Here is an 18,201-nt window from a genome sequence, read left to right on the forward strand (position 1 = left end):
CGCTGCGCTTATCTTTGAAACCGTGGATCTCGTCGAAACCCCATCTTCCGGCCGCGAAGCCGCAACGCTGCCCCGGCCGTTCCTGAAATGGTTCGCCGAAAAGGGCTGGGCGCCGCGCGCCCATCAGCTGGAACTGCTCGGCAGGGCGCAAGGCGGCGAGAACATGCTGCTGATCGCCCCGACCGGCGCCGGCAAGACGCTGGCCGGTTTCCTGCCGTCGCTCACCGATCTCGTCCAGCGCGGAAAGATCCCGCCCGGCTCCGCCTTTACCGGCATCCACACGCTTTACATCTCACCCTTGAAGGCGCTGACGGTCGATATCGAGCGCAACCTGATGAAGCCGGTCACCGAGATGGGCCTTCCCGTCACGGTCGAGAACCGAACCGGCGACACGCCTCAGTCCAAGCGCCAGCGCCAGAAACTGAACCCGCCGGATATCCTGCTGACCACCCCCGAACAGGTGGCACTTCTGCTTGCCAACAAGGAAGCCGAACGTTTCTTCAAGGACCTGAAATATGTCGTGCTCGATGAGTTGCATTCGCTCGTCACCTCCAAGCGCGGCCATCTCCTCTCGCTCGGCCTCGCCCGTCTTCGAAAACATGCGCCAAAAATGCAGACGATCGGCCTGTCGGCCACCGTCGCCGATCCAATGGACCTGCAGCGCTGGTTGGTGCCTCAAGGCGAAAACCCCGCGCCGCCGGCCGGCCTCGTACATGTCACGGGCGGTGCCGCGCCCGACATCACCATTTTAGGCACCGAAACCCGCATCCCCTGGTCCGGCCATGTCTCCACCTATGCCATCCCGGAGGTCTACGAGGAAATCAGGCGCCACAAGACGACGCTGATCTTCGTCAACACCCGCTTCCAGGCCGAGCTCCTGTTCCAGACGCTCTGGACGATCAACGAGGACAACCTGCCGATCGCCCTGCATCACGGCTCGCTCGATGCCAGCCAGCGCCGCAAAGTGGAGGCGGCCATGGCCGACAATCGGCTGCGCGCCGTCGTTGCCACCTCGACGCTCGACATGGGCATAGACTGGGGCGATATCGACCTCGTCGTGCATGTCGGCGCGCCGAAGGGTGCGTCGCGGCTTGCCCAGCGCATCGGCCGCGCCAATCACCGCATGGACGAACCGTCCAAGGCGATCCTCGTACCCGCCAACCGGTTCGAGGTGATGGAATGTCAGGCGGCGCTCGATGCCAATTATCTCGGCGCCCAGGATACGCCGCCGGTCGGCGAGGGGGCGCTCGATGTTCTCGCCCAGCATGTTTTGGGCATGGCCTGCGCCGAACCCTTCGATCCGCTGGCGCTCTACGATGAAATCACCTCCGCCTCGCCCTATGCGACCCTCTCCTGGGAGATGTTCGAACGCATCGTCGATTTCGTCGCGACCGGCGGGTATGCATTGCGCTCCTATGAGCGTTACGCAAAGATCCGAAAAATGGAGGACGGCCGCTGGCGCGTCTCCAACCCGCAGATCGCCCAGCAATACCGCATGAACCTCGGCACGATCGTCGAGGCCGCTGAACTGAACGTGCGCCTCGTCAAGCGCAATGCCAAGGGCACGCTCGGCCGCGGCGGCATGTCCCTCGGCAAGGTCGAGGAATATTTTCTGGAGCAGCTTGTCCACGGCGATACGTTTCTCTTCGCCGGAAAAGTTCTGCGCTTCGAAGGCATCCGCGAAAACGAATGCCTCGTCTCCAATGCCTTTTCGCTCGACCCGAAAATCCCCGCCTATGCCGGCGGAAAATTCCCGCTCACCACCTATCTGGCCGACCAGGTCCGCGCCATGCTGGCCGAACCAGAGCGCCGCGCAAACCTGCCGGATCAGGTGCGTGACTGGCTCTCCATACAGCTCGAACGCTCAATGCTGCCGAAAAAGGACGAGCTGCTGATCGAGACCTTTCCACGCGGAAAGCGCTTCTTCATGATCGCCTATTGTTTTGAGGGGCGGCTGGCGCATCAGACGCTTGGCATGCTTTTGACCCGCCGTCTGGAGCGCCTCGGCGCCCGCCCGCTCGGCTTCGTCGCCACCGACTATTCGCTCGCCATCTGGGGCCTGAACGACATTGGCGCGATGATCGCAGACGGATCACTCAGCCTCTCCGACCTGTTCGACGAGGACATGCTGGGCGACGATCTCGAAGCCTGGCTCGACGAAAGTTACATGCTGAAGCGCACCTTCCGCAATTGCGCCGTGATTTCCGGTTTGATCGAGCGCCGCCACCCGGGCAAGGAAAAGACCGGCCGTCAGGTCACGGTCTCGACTGACCTGATCTACGACGTGCTGCGCAGCCACGAACCGGATCACGTGCTTCTGGAGGCAACAAGGCGGGATGCGGCATCGGGGCTTTTGGATATCGGCCGCTTAGGCGATATGCTGGCCCGAATCAAAGGCCACATCACCCACCGCGATCTCGATCGTGTCTCGCCACTGGCGGTGCCGATCATGCTGGAGATCGGCAAGGAAAACGTGCCCGGCGAGGCGCATGACGCGGTGCTTCAGGAGGCCGCGGACGAATTGATCGCGGAGGCAATGGGTTAGTTTGCCCCTCACCCTAACCCTCTCCCCGTAAACGGGGCGAGGGGACGTGCCACGATCGGAGCTGTGAGGGTGCCGCAGGTTCCCTTCTCCCCGCAAGCGGGGAGAAGGTGCCCGGCAGGGCGGATGAGGGGCAGTGGCCTGTAAGCGATGGAAGAACGTTGAAGTGATGCACCGCCTGGGGCTAGCCGCCCGCACAATGATCGCAGGACAGACGACGGGATCGGAAGACATCCTCGTCCACGGCGTCGCGGCCGTCTGCGATCCGCTTGGGGGGCTCTACCTGCCGGAAACCGGCACGCTCGTCGTTTCCGACCTGCATCTGGAAAAGGGCGCGGCCTTTGCCCGTCGCGGCATGATGCTGCCGCCCTATGACACGATCGCCACGCTCAACATCCTCGCCGCCGTCATCGCCCGTTATGACCCGAAAATGGTCATCTCGCTCGGCGACAATTTTCACGATCGCAAGGGCTCTGAACACTTGCCCGCCGATCTACGCGCGCTGATCGGCGATCTCGCCCGCGGCCGCGACTGGATCTGGATCAACGGCAATCACGACCCGGATGGCACGACCGACCTGCCGGGCACTTGCACGGACGAACTCGTTTATGGCGGCCTCGTTTTCCGTCACGAGCCGAGCCTGATTTCCGGCAAGGGCGAAATCGCCGGCCATCTTCACCCGTCGGCAACCGTCCGCCGCCGCGAAAAATCGGTGCGTCGCGCCTGTTTCGCCAGCGACGGCCATCGCCTGCTGATGCCCGCCTTCGGTGTCTTGGCCGGCGGCCTGGACCTGCGCCACAAGGCCATGCAGGGCCTGTTCCGGCACGATACGCTGATCGCGCATCTGCTTGGCCGCGACCGCATCTATTCGGTGCGCTACGGCAATCTTCTCGGCTGAGCTGGATCCCGTCGTCTTAGTCGCGATAAACCAGAACCGGTATCTTCGACTGTGCCATCACCTTCATGGTGACGCTGCCGAGCACCAGCGCCTTAAAGCCGGAACGTCCATGCGATCCCATAGCGATCAGGTCGCAGCCATTTTCCAATGCGGTTTCGACGATGACGGCGGCGGCATCCGGGGATTCGACGCGGATCGTCTTGCAGGTGCTGATATGCCGCCTCTCGGCCTCCATCGCAGCATCCATGGTCGCCTCGGTCGCCAGTTTCACCGTGTCCTCGTATTGCTCGAAACCCATGCCGGTCGCGAGCGGATCGACGGAGGCATATTCCTCGATCGGCGGGATCACGCTCAACACCGTCACCTTGGCGCCGATCTCATGGGCAAAATCCAGCGCCTTGGAGAGGGCGGCGGTTGAAAGGTCCGATCCGTCTGTGGGGATGAGGATGTGCTTGAACATGAAAATCTCCTTGGGGGCAGGAGAAGACCATGCGCGGATGCTGAATTCCAGACATTGATTACGGTCAAGCGCCGATGTCGCCGGCCTCAGATCTCGCCCGAAACCTCTCGCCTGCGCCGGTCGAGTTCTTCCGTATAACGCCGCAGCGTATGGCTTTCGGAAAGCTGGCCGACCACCTTGCGCTCGATCTGGTTGTTGATCACCGCCAGGGCTTCCGCCTCCAGCTTGTCGAACATCCCGGCCGCCTGTTTGGCGTTCATGCTGCGCAGCAGCGCATCATTCTTGAAGCGGATGAAGGAGGAAAGTTCCGGCTTTTCCTCGCCCGCCATGGTCGGGGCCGAATAGACCTCCGGCACCAGCACCATGCCGGCATATTTGTCGCCGTCCTCGACCAGGATCACGCGCTGCGTGGAGCCGAGCGGAAATTCCTTGCGGAATTCCTCCATCGTCATTGTCGCCGGTGCGGTTTTCACATCGGCACGCATCATCTTTTCGACGGTGAGATTGCGGATCCAGCCGATATCGTGGGCGCTGCGAATGCTTTCGCCGCGCAGATGGAAACGCCAGGTCGCGAACGAGTAGCCAAATGTGGTGCGGGTCACGACCGATGACGTGATGACGGCGGCAAGCGCCAGCGCCGTGATCGGAAAGTCGCCGGTCAGTTCCAGGGCAAGGAAGGTCATGGTCAGCGGCCCGCCAATGACGGCGACCGACAGCGCGCTCATGCCGACGACCGCATAGATGACCGGGGTCAGGGTCGCATGGGCGAAGATATAGGGCGTCGCATAGGCAAACAGCTTGCCGAGCAGCGCGCCCATGAACAGCGAGGCGAAGAACAGGCCACCACGGAAACCGGCGCCGATCGAGATCGCCGAGGCGACCGATTTCAGCGCCAGGATCGAAAGCACGGCGAAAATCGTCATGTTCTGGTTGAGATTGACATGCAGTGCCCCGTGGCCGGCAGCCAGCACCTGCTGGTCGACAAGCGCCAGAAGCCCGACGATGATGCCGCCGAGTGCCGGCCTGACGGCAGGCGAAATCGAGCTTTTGCGCGAAAGTTCCTCGACGGCGGCCACGCCCTGCATGAGCAGGATGCCGCCACCGGCGCAGAAGATGCCAAGCACGATCGCCGGCAGGTAATCGGCCGGCACGACGGCGCCGAATTCGCCGATATCGATCATGAAGGCGTCGCCGACCAGAACCCTTGTAACGATCGTCGCGGCCAGCGCCGAGACGACGACCGGCGCAAGGCTGAGGATCGTATAGGTACCGATGATCAGCTCGAACGCATAGAAGGAGCCGGTCAGCGGCGCGTTGAACGCAGCGGCGATCGCGCCCGCAGCACCACAGCCGACGAGGATACGAAGGTCCGCGCGGCGCAGCTGCAGGAGAAGGCCGATCTTCGAGGCAATGCCGGAGCAGAGCTGGGTATAACCGGCCTCCAGTCCCACGGAAGCGCCAAAACCGTTGGAGATCAGGTTCTGCACGGCAACGAGAATGCTGTCGGTCAGCGACAGGCGTCCGCCATGCAGCGCATTGGCCTCGACCGGGTCGACCATCGGCTTCTTGCGCCAGCGTTTCAGGACCAGGAAGAGGATGCCCATCAGAATGCCGCCGACGATCGGGGCAAGCAGGATGGTTGCCCTTTTGATGTCGGGTGCCGAGCTCAGCCTTTCACCGTCGTCGAGGCTGAAAATCTGCCTGTGCAGTTCCTGCGAGATCCAGCTCATCAGCGCCACCGCAAAACCGGCAAGGATGCCGACCAGGGCGGCCGTGGCAATCAGGCCGAATTCGCTGCGCCTGACCAGAACACGCAGTTCGGCCGGTTTCAGAAAGGGCCTGAACTGGCGTGGAAGAGAGGCAATGCTGGCGGCGATCCGGCGGAACATGCTGGCGCTTTTCAAATGCTGGTGGTTGCGCCCTAACTAGGGCGGCACGGTTCCGGCGGAAACCACCGGGCGAAATCTGGTCGGGCCGGAAGCATCTCAATCCTTCCGGAATATCAGGCTCGCGCCCCAGCCGGTCACGACGGCAATCAGCACGCAGAGCATGCCATAGGCGATCGGCCGTTCATGGGCCGCATCGGTGATTGCCTGTTCCAAACCGGTCTTGACGACGCGCAGCGGCATTTCCCGCTGGAAGATCAGGTTGCCGCTCTTGAACAGATAGGCATGCACCATGTGCTGCCCGTCGGGAATATTGGCGGGAAGCCGCAGCGAGGCGCGAAACAGGCTGGACGAGACGAAGCGCACGCCGCCGGAATCACGCTGGTAAAGGCCGCTGTTCAGCTTCAGCCGCCGATAGGCGTCGCGGAATTCGCTGATCAGGCCGGAATTGGGAATATAGCCGACCGGGTTGAGCGGCAGATGTTCGATGCCGACGCCGATCTTGTCGATCGCCGGCGCCTGGTTTTCGAGATCGTCGATCTGGCGGGTCGAGGCGATCGAATAGCTTTCCGGCACCTGTTCGAAAGTCAGCGCGCCGGTATTCATCCAGATGCCGAGCACGCGTTCCTTCTTGCGCACGGTGGCATAGTCGCGCGGCCCTTCCAGCGTCACGACCACATCATACTGGCCAATGCCGAGCAGCAATTCGTCGGCATTGGTGATGGCGCCGAAAATCGTCAGGTCCGCGCCGCGGAAATCCGAGGTGATGGCGATTTCGCTCGAAGACGCACCGATCTCCAGCGTCTCCTTGATCGGTGAGATCTCGCCGAACGACACCTGCGCCGCCGCCGGGGCTGTAAGGCCGAAAAGAAGGCTGCCAAGAAGGCCAGATGTCAGAGCGAGCCGGCGCATCAGTAGGAAAGCCCCCCGACCGCCACCGAATAGAGATCGTCCGGCGTCACGATCAGGCCGATCGCGAGGCGGATGCCGACGGCCAGCACGAGCAGCGCCAACAGCGCGCGCAGCTGTTCGCCGCGCAGTTTCTGGCCGACGCGCACGCCATATTGCGCGCCGATCACGCCGGCGATCATCAGGATCGTCGCCAGCACGATATCGACGGAATAGTTGGTCGCCGCCTGCACCATGGTCGTATAGGCGGTGGTGAAGATGATCTGGAACAGCGAGGTCCCGACCACGACATTGGTCGGGATGCGCAGCAGATAGATCATCGCCGGCACCATGATGAAGCCGCCGCCGACACCCATGATCGAGGTCAGGACGCCGATCGCCATGCCGAGCATCACCACCGGAATGGCGGAGAGATAGATCTTCGATTTCTTGAACCGCATCTTCAGCGGCAGACGGTGTACCCAGTTGTGCTGGCCGGGCCGCTTGATCGGCAGCGCCTGGTTGGTCTTGGCGCGGCGCATGGCGCGCACGCTTTCCTGCAGCATCAGGGCGCCGATCGAGCCGAGCAGCACGACATAGAGGATGGAGATGAACAGGTCGAGCTGACCGAGCCGCCGCAGCCAGGAGAAAATCCACACGCCGCCGGTCGCCCCGACCAGGCCGCCAGCCAGCAGTATCGAACCGAGTTTGACGTCGACCGTGCCGCGCCGGAAATGGGTGATCGCGCCCGAGATCGACGACGCGACGACCTGGTTGGCGCCGGTGGCGACCGCAACGACAGGCGGAATATTGTAGAAGATCAGCAGCGGCGTGATCAGAAACCCGCCGCCGACGCCGAACATGCCGGACAGGAAACCGACGGCCGCGCCCATGCCGAGAATGATGAGGATATTCACCGATAGCTCTGCGATGGGCAGATAGACAGTCACGGGCCGGATCCTGACAGGCAAAACAGCATGGCACGGACGGTCCGAAATGATCGGGATACGTCCGGGTAAGATCATGAAAAGCAGTCCCACATGCCAGATGAACAGGGCCTGAAGGATGCCGACCGTCATGCGTTCGCAGGCGCACTCAGTCAATTCTCAAATCTTCGATAAAACGCTGATTTTGCCGTTTTTATGGAGGCGTGATTAATATAGCGCTTCTCTCTAATCTCTGTCGGGTAAGTCGAGTTAAGAGAAATTCGTCATTTTCGGACTTTAGTCTGAAAAAAAGGCGGAGAAAATACTATCAGCAACGCTGCCGACTTGTATCGAATAACGAAAATAGCCCGGCTTATGGCCGGGCTATCTGCTGTTTTTGGCAATGTCTAAAAGGCAGGCTTACTTGTTGCGTGCCAGAAGTTCTTTGACCAGTGCGTCGTTGATCTTGCCGGTCGGTTCCTGACCGACCTTGGTCTGGAAGGCCTTGATCGCCGAGACCGTGCGGGCGCCGAGCTTGCCGTCCGGCGTGCCGGCATCATAGCCGTTCTTGTTGAGGATCGCCTGGATGTTGCGGACAGCCTTTTCCATGTCGACGGACGCGGTGGTCAGCGCCTTGCCGGAAGCCCATTCGTCGGGAAGGTTGACGCTGTTGGCCTTCGGGTCGGCCTGCTTCACGGTCCAGTTGTCCACTCGGGCGCGGGCGTTTTCCAGCTGGTCCTTGCGCATGGCGTTCGCCACTTCGTCGCGCTTCTGGGCAGCGTCCTTGTCGCCGTCCTTGGCTGCGATCGCAAACCACTTGTAGGATTCTTCGAGATTCTGCTTCACGCCATTGCCGCGGGCAAACAGGATGGCGAGGTTGAACTGGCTGTCGGCGACGCCGAGATCGGCGGCCTTGCCGAACCAGTTGACGGCCTGCGTGTAATCCGGCTGGCCACTGGCACCCGATGCATAAAGCACGGCGAGATTGTGCATGGCGCTGGCATTGCCGGCCTCTGCAGCCTGACGGTAATAGGTCATGGCCTGGCCGAGATTGCGCTCGATGCCGGTGCCCTTTTCGAGCAGGTTGGCGTAGCGATACTGTGCCGGCGCAAGACCGCGGTCGGCGGCAAGCTTGTACCACTTGGCAGCTTCACCCGGATCTGCCTTGACGCCGCGACCATCGGTAAACTTCGCACCGATCTCGAACAACGCGTTCGGATCACCGGCGGCGGCGGCATCGGCAAGCGATTTCGGCGCAATACCGGCCGGTACGCGGATCGGATCGGCACTCTGCGTTCTGGCCGCATTTGCAAAACCATTGTCCTGCGAACGAACCGTGTCGGCGGGCTGGATGGCGGAGGCCATGCCATCGGCCGGGCGCGGATCTGTCAGGTGGCCGCCCGTGGCGCCCTGGGTCACCGGTGCGGCCGGCAGCGAATCGACCGGTGCACCATCCATCGGGGCATCAGCCATGGCGCCGGATTGCGGCGCGGCCGGCGCCTGCGTCAGGCTGTCATTGCTGGTATCGGTCGCGGCAGCCTGATTGGTCGCCGCATCTGGAGCCGTGGTCTGGCCGAGCGGTGCCGGGTTCTGGGGCGCCGCATTCTGCGGAGCAATCTGGGCCGGAGCATCCGGAACCGCCGGGGCGCTGATCGGCGCCGGGTCGGCTGCGCGGTTGCCGCCTGCAAAATTCTTGACCAGCGGCATTGCCATCAGCACGAGAAGCACGGCGCCGACAGCCATCAGGATCGGCCGGCGATGCTGGGCAAGCTTGGCGCCAATGCCCTTGTTCGCAGCCGGTGTCAGCGACGAGGAGGCAAGCGCCGCGGCGCGGGTGCTCTTCAGCGCGTTCGGCTGCGAAGGATCGGTTTCCTGCGCAGCGGCCTTGGCGGCGCGGCGTGCGGCGGCGATATAATCGGCGCGGTCGGACTTGCCGGCCTTTTCGCCGTCAAAATCGCCGGCAGCCTGGCTGGCGCGGACGCGCTCGAGGATCTTCTTGACATCCGGCGCGCCGGAGCCCGGCTCGAGCAGGTCATGTTCGCGACCGGCCGGAAGCATGTCGACGGCATCGATCGGTGGTGTCGGATCGATGACGGTGCGGCCGGTCGGCTCTTCCGAGGCATCGGTCTTGCCGCCCGGGCGGAACCGCTTGGAAAGGCCGGCGAGCAGGCTCGGCTTCGCAGCCTTCTTGCCTTCGCGAGCAGTGGCCGGCGGGTCGATCACGTCGACATCGGCGACGTCTTCAGCAAGGGCCTGTGCCGCGGCTTCAGCGGCATAGGCTTCCTCGACCTCGGCGACGGCCATCTCATGCAGCGCATCTTCGGAAAGCTGGGCTGCAACCGGCATCTGCACCTTGCGGGCTGCCGGCTGTGCCGCCATCTGCTGCGCACCGCCCCTGGCAGGCGCTGCCTCGCGGCGACCAAAACTTTCTTCGCGATAAACGGGCTCTGGCTGAGGCGCCGCAAAACGGTCTTCCATCGTGTCCAGACGGTCGGCAATCTGCACCAGCGTGCCATGCAGTGCTTCGAACGTGCGGTGGGTCCGCTCTTCCGTGCCGCGGGTCAGTTCTTCGAGATGGCGCAGGTCGTCTGCGAGGCCGGCAAGGGCTGCCATGTCGGCAGAAGCGACCGGTGCACCGGGGCCGACATTGCGCGAATAGGCTTCGACGACGGCTTCGGCGGCCTGCCGTGCAGCCTCGATGATATATTCGTCATTGGTCGCCATGTAGCTTTCGATCGCCGCCATGCGGTTGTCGAAGCCGGCCGGCATTGCGCCGCCGCTCTGCTCCTGGCTGATCAGGCTCGAAAGATGGGCGATCTGGTCTTCAAGGCTGCGTAGCGCGCCTTCGTCGCTGCGCGGTGCCACGGCCGCTTCGTCGAGACGGGCGGCGATATCGCTCAGCCGGTCTTCGAGACGCTCGAAAGCACCGTTGTCCGGCGCCTGCTGGGCGGCCGGATGAATTTCGATTTCCTCGATCCGGCGGGCGAGATAGTCCAGCCGCTCGGCCAGAACGTCATTGACCGAACCATGTTCGAGATTGTCGATCTTGCGGGAAATATCGGCGAGGTAACCGGAAAGCTCAGCCTGCTGCGCCGGCTTCTGGGCCTGTGCCAGGATCTGCGACAGCTGGTCCAGCCGCTCTTCCAGGCGCATGGCAGCCTGTTCGTCGGTCAGTTCCTCGATGCGCGTCGTCAGCGCTTCGATGCGGGCCGAAAGTGCTTCGCTCGGGTCGGTCTGGTAGGCCGCCGCATTGCTCATCGCGTCGATCTGTTCGGCAAGTCCGACGATCCGGCCATCGAGCCGCTGCAGGAAGGCGTTGTCGAGCGTGGCCGCTGCCGAGGCGCGGCTGCTGGCGGCGATTGCGCGGCTGATTTCGTCCAGCCGGCCATCGAGCGTCGCAAACTGTTCCGAAAATGCGGCGTCGGCCGGCTGCATGCGCGAGCCGAGCTGTTCCATCGCGGATGCGACGTTCATCAGCTTCTGTTCCAGAGCGCGCACGACCGGGTTGTCGCTCATGGCGCCAAGTTGGCCCTTGATGTCGTCGATCCGGTAGGCGAGCTGAACGAGTTCGTCGCGCAGGTCCTGGCTGTCGAGATCCTGCATGCGCTCTTCGAGACCCTGCCAGCGGCTTTCCATCCGCTGCATGGAATCTTCACGCGCAAGACCATCCATCACGCCGCGCAGCGCTTCGAACTCGGCGCGCAGATCGGCAATATCGGGCGAATTGGCATAACCGATCTGGCCGATGCTGTCGGCAAGCCGGGCAAAATCGCCGCGCAGATCCTCGGTAAGGCGCTGGTCTTCGGCAATCGAACGGATCGAGCGGATTTCCGATTTCAGCGTGTCCATCTCGCGGGAAACACCATCGGCAATATCCTGCTTCAGCTCGTGGCGCAGGTTGACCAGGGCTTCTGCAATCTCGCGCATCGAATCATCGGCGCGGGCCGGTGCAGCCTGGCGGGCGGGAGCTTCGCGGCGCGCATAGTCACGGCCGGAAAAGTCACGGCCGCTCGTCTGCGCAGCGTAGCTTGCCGCCGGCTGGCGCGGCGAAAGATAGTCGGCCACTTCCGGACGGGCCGGACGGCGCTCCGCGACGGGGCGTTCGGCCAGGGGTCGCTCGGCAAGGGGGCGTTCAAGTGGGCGATGGGCTTCCGGCGGGCGGATCGCGGCGCGGATGCTTTCGGAGGCCCGCGTCTGGGGCGGGTTGGGCTGGGCATTGCGCTCGCGGGCAGCGCCCAGCATGCGCTGGCGTTCGCGGATCTCGGCAAGCGGATCGTCGGCATAGGCTGTCGCGGCCCGCTGCGGTGCCGCGGTGCTGCGTCTGTCCTGCGTGCGGCGCGCTTCGACCTGATCGGGAGCGGGCGGCTGCGGCTTGGCTTTCGGCGTGCCCGACATCAGTCCTTCGATACGGGCTTCGAGACCCTCGATCGTCCGGTTCAGGGCATCCAGAGAAGAGCGTTCCCCGTGTCTGTTCGGGGTCGATCGTGATCCGTTCATGTGTTCGCTCGTTTCGCCATTGTAACTGCGGACGCCGTTTCAGCCTCTGCCGGAAAGTCGGATGGTTTCCGGTGAATCTTACATCTATTAGCTCAAGCTTACGCAAGCCTTGCCTTATTTAGACAAATGTAACGTCAATGATGTAATGCGCATCATCTGTCTTAAGCCCCACTATTCTCAGAAACGTGGTAAACAATGGGTTAATTTCGAAGCAGATTTTAACCTTTTACCCGCGAGCGGCTGGTTTTCCGGCTGGTAGCTGGGCTGTGCCCCCTGCTTTTGAGTGGAATTCCGCAACCTCTGCCCCAGCTTTGCATCAGGGCCTTCTATTCCGGCCTTTTGACCGACCCGCTGCACTGATTTGTTCCGGATCCTGCAGCCATGACGGCGCCCATAAATTTCCGCCTGCGCCATTTGACGTTTACGCAAACGTCAATTAATTATGCCATGCAAGATTTGGAGTTCGGGGAGGATCCGGGCTTCAGGACGAGGATGAGGAGGATGCTCGACCATGCCAGTCTATCAGGCGCCGGTGAACGATACGCTGTTTATTCTGAACGATGTGCTGGGGCTTGAGCGCTACGGCAACCTGCCGGGTTTTGCCGATGCGACGCCCGACATGATCGAGGCGATTGTCGGCGAGGCGGCAAGGGTGGCGGAAGAGGCGCTTTTCCCGCTCAATCTCTCGGGTGACAAGCAAGGCTGCACCCGGAATGCGGATGGCACGGTTTCGGTGCCGGATGGTTTCAAACAGGCCTATGACCAGTATTGCCAGGGCGGCTGGATCGGTCTCGCTGTGCCGGAAGAGTTCGGCGGCCAGGGCCTGCCCTATACGCTGCATGCCGCCGTCGGCGAATACATGTCGTCGGCCAACATGTCGCTGATGATGTATCCGGGCCTGACCCAGGGGGCGATCGCCGCGATCATCGTGCATGGCTCGCCCGAACAGAAAGCGACCTATCTGCCCAAAATGGTGGCCGGCACATGGTCTGGCACGATGAACCTGACCGAACCCCATTGCGGTACCGATCTCGGCCTGTTGCGCACGAAGGCAGTGCCGCAGGCTGACGGTTCCTATAAGATTTCCGGCCAAAAGATCTTCATCTCGGCCGGCGAACATTCGATGACCGACAATATCGTGCATCTCGTGCTCGCCCGTATCGAGGGCGCGCCGGAAGGCACCAAGGGCATTTCGCTATTCATCGTGCCGAAATTCATGGTCGAGGAAGACGGCTCGCTCGGTGCCCGCAACACGGTTGCCTGCGGCGCGATCGAGGAAAAGATGGGCATTCACGGCAATGCCACCTGCGTCATGAACTATGACGAGGCCAAGGGCTTTCTGATCGGCGCGGAGAACAAGGGTCTTGCGGCCATGTTCGTGATGATGAACGAGGCCCGCCTCGGCGTCGGTCTTCAGGGCCTGTCGATTGCCGAAACCGCCTATCAGAACGCCGTGTCCTATGCGCGCGAACGTATCCAGGGCCGCTCGCTCTCGGGCGTGAAAAACCCGGACGGCAAGGCCGATCCGATTATCGTGCATCCGGATATCCGCCGCTCGCTGATGACGATCCGCGCCTTCAACGAGGCCGGCCGCGCCTTCCTTCTCTGGACCGCGCTGAAATCCGATATCGCCCACCGCTCGCCGGACGAGGCCGAACGCCAGAACGCCGATGACCTTTTGGGCCTCGCCACCCCGATCCTGAAAGGTGTGCTGACCGACAAGGGCTTCGACCACGCCGTCATGGCCCAGCAGGTGTTTGGCGGTCACGGCTACATCGAGGAACACGGCATGAGCCAGTATGTCCGCGATGCCCGTATCACCATGATCTACGAAGGTGCCAATGGCATTCAGGCGCTCGATCTCGTCGGCCGCAAGCTGGCCCTCAACGGCGGCCGCGCCGTCATGGCCATGTTCAAGGAGATCGGTGATTTCTGCGAGGAGAACCGTGGAGACGAGGCCATGGTCCCCTATACCAAGGCCCTGAAAAAGGGCCTGAACGATCTGCAGGCTGCCACCATGTGGTTCATGCAGAACGCCATGGCCAAACCCGACAATGCCGGCGCCGGCTCGACCGACTACATGCACCTCTTCGGCCTCGTGACACTCGGCTACATGTGGGCGAAGATGGCCAAGGCCGCGCAGGAAAAGCTGGCAGCCGGTGATGCCCGCGAGGATTACCTGAAGAACAAGCTCATCACGGCAAAGTTCTTTATGGAAAAGGTCATGCCGGAAACGGTGCTGCGCAAGGCCCGCATCGAAGCGGGTGCGGAGAGCCTGATGGAGTTTTCGGCCGAGGCATTTTAGGCGGGTGGCTGCCCCTCACCCTAACCCTCTCCCCGCTTGCGGGGAGAGGGGACGTGCCCTGAGAGAGGCCGGAGATTGGAGCGAGTGGGCGCGGCATACCCTTCTCCCCGTATGCGGGGAGAAGGTGGCGGCAGCCGGATGAGGGGCAGCGTCAACGCCTAAACGAGAATTCAAGGGTGCTCCAGGCACCCCACGAAATGACACGGGAGAGATGACACCATGACCGAAGTCTTCATTTACGACCATGTGCGCACGCCGCGCGGTCGCGGCAAGAAGGACGGTAGCCTGCACGAGGTTCCCTCCGTCCGCCTCGCCGCCAAGACGCTCGAGGCGATCCGCGACCGCAACGGTCTCGACACATCCACCGTCGACGACATCATCATGGGCTGCGTCGATCCCGTCATGGATAGTGGCGCCGTCATCCCCAAGGCCGCGGCCTTCGAAGCCGGGTATTCGACAAAAGCACCCGGCATGCAGATCTCCCGTTTCTGCGCCTCCGGCCTCGACGCCATCAATTTTGGCGCAGGCAAGATCATGGCTGGATCCGACGATATCGTCATTGCCGGCGGCGTCGAGAGCATGTCGCGTGTCGGCATGGGCATGTCCGGCGGTGCCTGGTACATGGACCCTTCGGTCAATTTCCCGGCTTTCTTCATGCCGCAGGGCGTCTCCGCCGACCTGATCGCCACAAAGTATGGCTTTTCCCGCGATGACGTCGATGCCTATGCCGTCGAAAGCCAGAAGCGCGCCGGAAAAGCCTGGGATGCGGGCTATTTCAAGAATTCCGTCATCCCCGTAAAGGACCAGAACGGCCTCGTGATCCTCGACCGTGACGAGCACATGCGCCCGACCACGGACATGCAGGCGCTGGCCTCGCTCAACGCCTCCTTCCAGATGCCGGGTGAAATGGGCGGTTTCGAAGCCGTCGGCATCCAGGCCCATCCGGAAATCGAGTGCATCAACTATGTCCATCACGCCGGCAATTCTTCCGGTATTGTCGATGGCGCCGCTGCCGTGCTGATCGGCTCCAAGGCCGGCGGTGAAAGCATGGGCGTCAAACCCCGTGCGCGGATCAAGGCGTTCGCCAATATCGGCTCCGACCCGGCGCTGATGCTGACCGGCCCGGTCGATGTCACCGAAAAGCTGCTTGCCCGCACCGGCATGAAGATTTCTGATATCGACCTGTTCGAGCTCAACGAAGCCTTCGCAGCCGTCGTGCTGCGCTACATGCAGGCCTTCGACATTTCCCACGACATCATGAACGTCAATGGTGGCGCGATCGCCATGGGCCACCCGCTCGGCGCCACCGGCGCGATGATTTTGGGCACTGTGCTGGACGAGCTGGAACGCCGCGACCTCAACACCGCGCTCGTGACACTCTGCATCGGCGCCGGCATGGGCACGGCAACGGTGATCGAGAGGGTTTGATGGGGTCTTAACCCTCCCCCTTGTGGGGAGGGTGGCCGGCAGGCGGGAGGGGTTTCGCCCGGAATGAAGTCCCCTCCCCAACCCCTCCCCACAAGGGGGAGGGGCTTAACCGCCAGAATTTCAGGGAAGAGGAAATCCCATCATGACCACCTACACCAATTTCACCGTCGAAACCGACACAGACGGTATCGCCCTCGTCACCTGGGACATGCCGGAAAAATCGATGAATGTCTTCACGGCCGAAGTGATGGACGAACTCGAGGCGATCCTGAAAGCCACCGTTGCGGATGCTGGCGTCAAGGGCGTCGTCTTCACCTCCGGCAAATCCTCCTTCTCGGGTGGTGCCGATCTCACCATGATCCGCGGCCTCTTCTCGCTGCTGCATGAGGAACAGGCGAAGGACCCGCAGGCGGCGAAGCAAAAGCTATTCGATGTCGCCGGCCGCATGACCTGGCTCTTTCGCGCCATCGAGACCAATGGCAAGCCGTGGGTTTCCGCCATCAACGGCACCTGCATGGGCGGCGCTTTCGAACTGTCGCTCGCCTGCCACGGCCGTGTCGCCGCCAATTCGAAATCGGTGAAAATCGCCCTGCCGGAAGTCAAGGTCGGCATCTTTCCGGGCGCCGGCGGCACCCAGCGCGTATCACGTCTCGCCAATGCGCAGGATGCGCTGCAGATGATGACGACCGGCCAGTCGCTTACCCCCCAGCGCGCCAAGGCCATGGGCCTGATCCATCAGGTCGTCGAGCCGGGTGAGCTGGTCACCGCCGCAAAACAGATGATCAAGGACGGCCTTAAACCCGTCGCCCCCTGGGATGAAAAAGGGTTCAAAGCCCCCGGCGGCGGTGTCTGGACGCCCGCGGCCGCCCAACTTTTCCCGGCAGCCCCCGCCATCCTGCGCCGCGAGACGGCCGGCAATTATCCGGGCGCGCTCGCCATCCTCAAATGTGTTTATGAAGGCCTGCAGCTTCCCTTCGAAACGGCGCTTAAAGTCGAACAGCGTTATTTCACGCAGATCCTCGGCACGACCGAAGCCTTTTCGATGATCCGCTCGCTGTTCATCTCCATGCAGGAACTCGGCAAGGGCGCCCGCCGCCCGGCCGGTGTCGAAAAGAGCGAATTCAAGAAGATCGGCGTCATCGGCGCCGGTTTCATGGGCGCTTCGATTGCTTATGTCACGGCAGCTGCCGGCATCCCCGTCGTTCTGATCGACCGCGATCAGGAGGCCGCCAACAAGGGCAAGGCCGTCTCGGAAAAACTGGTGGCCGACAGCGTCGCCAAGGGCCGCATGACGAAGGAAGAGGGCGAAAAGCTGCTCTCTCTCGTCACGCCCACGCCGGATTACCAGACGCTCGCCGATGCCGATCTCGTCATCGAGGCAGTGTTCGAGGACCGCGCGGTTAAAAAGGCCGTCATCGAACAGGTGGAAGCGGTCATCCGCCCCGCCACCATCTTCGCCTCCAACACCTCGACACTGCCGATCACCGGCCTTGCCGAAAATTCAAAGCGTCCGGACCAGTTCGTCGGCGTGCATTTCTTCTCGCCGGTCGAGAAGATGATGCTGACCGAAGTCATTCTGGGCGAAAAGACCGGTGACCGCGCGCTCGCCACGGCCCTCGATTTCGTCGCGAAGATCAAGAAAACGCCGATCGTCGTCAACGATACGCGCGGTTTCTTCGTCAACCGCTGCGTCTTCCGGTATATCAACGAGGCCTATGACATGCTGATCGAAGGCGTGCCGGCGGCGATGATCGAGAATGCCGCAAAAATGGCTGGCATGCCGGTCGGCCCGCTCTCGCTCAACGACGAGGTCGCCGTCGACCTGTCCCAAAAGATCATGAAGGCCTCGATCGCCGATCTGGGTGAAGCCTCGGTCAAGCCCGCGCATATGGCGCTGATCGACAAGCTGGTGAACGACCTCGACCGCCGCGGCCGCAAGAACGGCCAGGGTTTTTACGACTACCCACCAAAACCTGCGAAAAAATCCCTCTGGCCCGGCCTCAAGGATTTTTACCCGCAAAAGCCGGCCGCCGAGGTGGATGTCGACACGCTAAAGCAGCGCCTGCTGGTGACGATCGCGCTGGAAGCGGCGCGCACCGTCGAGGAAGGCATCGTCACCGACCCCCGCGAAGCCGATGTCGGCTCCATTCTGGGCTTCGGTTTCGCGCCTTATACCGGCGGCACGCTGAGTTATATCGACGGCATGGGCGTGAAGACGTTCGTGGCGCTGTGCGAAAAGCTGGCGGCGAAATACGGCGAACATTTCGCGCCGACGCCGCTGCTCAAGGACATGGCGGCGAAAGGCGAAACGTTTTACGGACGGTTCGATCCGTATGGGCAGGGGAGGGTGGCGGCATAAGTCGCCCCTCAT

At 62.5% G+C, this 18,201-nt stretch carries 10 protein-coding genes; 5 read left to right on the forward strand and 5 right to left on the reverse strand.

The window, feature by feature from the left end; genetic code table 11:
- Positions 1-22 precede the first annotated feature (22 nt).
- Together FHW37_RS18045 and pdeM are read left to right on the forward strand one after the other, a co-directional pair.
- Positions 23-2,545 carry a ligase-associated DNA damage response DEXH box helicase gene (locus FHW37_RS18045; protein ID WP_432442870.1) on the forward strand — a complete coding sequence of 841 codons (2,523 nt, stop codon included), beginning with the start codon at positions 23-25 and terminating at the stop codon, positions 2,543-2,545.
- Positions 2,546-2,711: 166 nt separating this feature from the next.
- Entirely contained in the window at positions 2,712-3,440 is a 729-nt protein-coding gene (pdeM, locus tag FHW37_RS18050; protein WP_145639330.1) for a ligase-associated DNA damage response endonuclease PdeM, read from the forward strand.
- Between the two features lie 16 nt (positions 3,441-3,456).
- Here the strand turns inward: pdeM and FHW37_RS18055 are convergent, their stop codons facing one another.
- The 5 genes from FHW37_RS18055 to FHW37_RS18075 all read right to left on the reverse strand — a co-directional run bounded on the left by FHW37_RS18055 (position 3,457) and on the right by FHW37_RS18075 (position 12,097).
- The gene (locus FHW37_RS18055) at positions 3,457-3,900 is read right to left on the reverse strand and encodes a universal stress protein (protein ID WP_145638855.1); all 444 of its coding nucleotides are present in this window, start codon (positions 3,898-3,900) and stop codon (positions 3,457-3,459) included.
- Positions 3,901-3,986: 86 nt separating this feature from the next.
- The gene (locus FHW37_RS18060; RefSeq protein ID WP_145638857.1) at positions 3,987-5,789 is read right to left on the reverse strand and encodes a chloride channel protein; all 1,803 of its coding nucleotides are present in this window, start codon (positions 5,787-5,789) and stop codon (positions 3,987-3,989) included.
- A gap of 96 nt (positions 5,790-5,885) precedes the next feature.
- Complete coding sequence (locus FHW37_RS18065; protein ID WP_145638859.1) at positions 5,886-6,698, reverse strand: TIGR02186 family protein; 813 nt, start codon at positions 6,696-6,698, stop codon at positions 5,886-5,888.
- Positions 6,698-7,624: a sulfite exporter TauE/SafE family protein gene (locus tag FHW37_RS18070; RefSeq protein ID WP_145638861.1), complete on the reverse strand. Its 927-nt coding sequence runs from the start codon at positions 7,622-7,624 to the stop codon at positions 6,698-6,700. The genes FHW37_RS18065 and FHW37_RS18070 overlap by 1 nt, the downstream gene beginning before the upstream one ends.
- A gap of 396 nt (positions 7,625-8,020) precedes the next feature.
- Entirely contained in the window at positions 8,021-12,097 is a 4,077-nt protein-coding gene (locus FHW37_RS18075; protein ID WP_145638863.1) for a peptidoglycan-binding protein, read from the reverse strand.
- A 511-nt stretch (positions 12,098-12,608) separates the two neighbouring features.
- On the opposite strand from FHW37_RS18075, the gene FHW37_RS18080 reads away from it, so the two are divergent.
- The 3 genes from FHW37_RS18080 to FHW37_RS18090 all read left to right on the forward strand — a co-directional run bounded on the left by FHW37_RS18080 (position 12,609) and on the right by FHW37_RS18090 (position 18,189).
- The gene (locus tag FHW37_RS18080) at positions 12,609-14,402 is read left to right on the forward strand and encodes an acyl-CoA dehydrogenase C-terminal domain-containing protein (protein ID WP_145638866.1); all 1,794 of its coding nucleotides are present in this window, start codon (positions 12,609-12,611) and stop codon (positions 14,400-14,402) included.
- 219 nt (positions 14,403-14,621) lie between these two features.
- Complete coding sequence (locus FHW37_RS18085) at positions 14,622-15,830, forward strand: acetyl-CoA C-acetyltransferase (protein ID WP_145638868.1); 1,209 nt, start codon at positions 14,622-14,624, stop codon at positions 15,828-15,830.
- A 142-nt stretch (positions 15,831-15,972) separates the two neighbouring features.
- Positions 15,973-18,189: a 3-hydroxyacyl-CoA dehydrogenase NAD-binding domain-containing protein gene (locus FHW37_RS18090; RefSeq protein WP_145638870.1), complete on the forward strand. Its 2,217-nt coding sequence runs from the start codon at positions 15,973-15,975 to the stop codon at positions 18,187-18,189.
- Positions 18,190-18,201 lie beyond the last annotated feature (12 nt).

Origin of the sequence: Neorhizobium alkalisoli (assembly GCF_007829835.1) — a bacterium.
Classification (GTDB): Bacteria; Pseudomonadota; Alphaproteobacteria; order Rhizobiales; family Rhizobiaceae; genus Neorhizobium.

Coding starts and splice junctions, on each gene's coding strand:
- pdeM (WP_145639330.1), top strand. CDS start 2,712: ATGCACCGCCTGGGGCTAGCCGCCCGCACAATGATCGCAGGACAGACG.
- FHW37_RS18055 (WP_145638855.1), bottom strand. CDS start 3,900: ATGTTCAAGCACATCCTCATCCCCACAGACGGATCGGACCTTTCAACC.
- FHW37_RS18060 (WP_145638857.1), bottom strand. CDS start 5,789: ATGTTCCGCCGGATCGCCGCCAGCATTGCCTCTCTTCCACGCCAGTTC.
- FHW37_RS18065 (WP_145638859.1), bottom strand. CDS start 6,698: ATGCGCCGGCTCGCTCTGACATCTGGCCTTCTTGGCAGCCTTCTTTTC.
- FHW37_RS18075 (WP_145638863.1), bottom strand. CDS start 12,097: ATGAACGGATCACGATCGACCCCGAACAGACACGGGGAACGCTCTTCT.
- FHW37_RS18080 (WP_145638866.1), top strand. CDS start 12,609: ATGCCAGTCTATCAGGCGCCGGTGAACGATACGCTGTTTATTCTGAAC.
- FHW37_RS18085 (WP_145638868.1), top strand. CDS start 14,622: ATGACCGAAGTCTTCATTTACGACCATGTGCGCACGCCGCGCGGTCGC.
- FHW37_RS18090 (WP_145638870.1), top strand. CDS start 15,973: ATGACCACCTACACCAATTTCACCGTCGAAACCGACACAGACGGTATC.